This is a genomic window from Flavobacterium sp. LC2016-01, assembly GCF_009711135.1.
Taxonomy (GTDB): domain Bacteria; phylum Bacteroidota; class Bacteroidia; order Flavobacteriales; family Flavobacteriaceae; genus Flavobacterium.
In genome coordinates, this window is the sequence record NZ_WMIC01000023.1 from 1 (window position 1) to 863 (window position 863).

The 863-nt window shown below is 43.1% G+C and carries 1 protein-coding gene; it reads right to left on the reverse strand.

The window, feature by feature from the left end; all coding sequences use genetic code 11:
• On the reverse strand, positions 1-863 hold an 863-nt coding region (locus GKZ88_RS22280), incomplete at both ends, for a SprB repeat-containing protein (RefSeq protein WP_155104498.1).

Consider the following 863-nt stretch of genomic DNA (forward strand, 5'->3'; position numbering starts at 1 on the left):
GTAATAGTATAAGCTAATGGTGCAACTCCTGTTCCTCCCGTAACTGCAACTGTAACTGTACTTGTTGTTGCAAGACAAGTTACTGCTGTAGGAGTAACACTTGAAATTACCGGCGGGTTTAATGGAGCCAAAGTAATCGGCACCATTGGTGAAAGACAGCCGTTAGCGTCTTTTATAATAATTTGGAATGTCTGTGAAGCTCCATTGTCATTTACTGTCAATGTATTGCTTGCCACATAACTTGTTCCGTTGTTGTAGCTGTAAGTATAAGCTCCTGTACCTCCTGTTCCTGTAACAGTGATCAATGCAGACTGTTTTGCATTTGTAGTGCTGCAGGTAAATTTAGTAGCTGATGGAGTCGCCACAATAGCCGCAGGCTCTGTGATCGTAACAGCAACACTTCCTGTACAGCCTTTGCTGTCTTTTACATAGAAAGTATGAGTTCCGGCAGTCAATCCTGTGAAAGTATTACCTGTTACATAAGTTCCTGCAAGAGCATCGCTGTAAGTATAAGTTCCTGAACCGCCTGCTCCTCTCAACTGAACTGATCCGTTTGAACCTCCGTTACAAGAAACATTTACCTGAGTAGCCGTAACTGTAGGGTTGCTGATCGGGTTTACAGTAATTGAAACAATTTTAGTACAGCCAGGTGTATTTGAATCTGTGATTTCAAAATTGTAAGTTCCTGCTGCTGCAGCCGGGTAAACAAACTGTGCTCCTGTTACAGCAACACTTGAACCGTAAGTTCCTGTTCCTCCGTCTGCTTTATAAGTATATCCAGCTTTTCCGCCAGTGATGTCAACTGTAATTGTTGCACCTGGAGCTGCAGAACAGTCAAGTTCTTTGCTGATGCTGATCGTTGC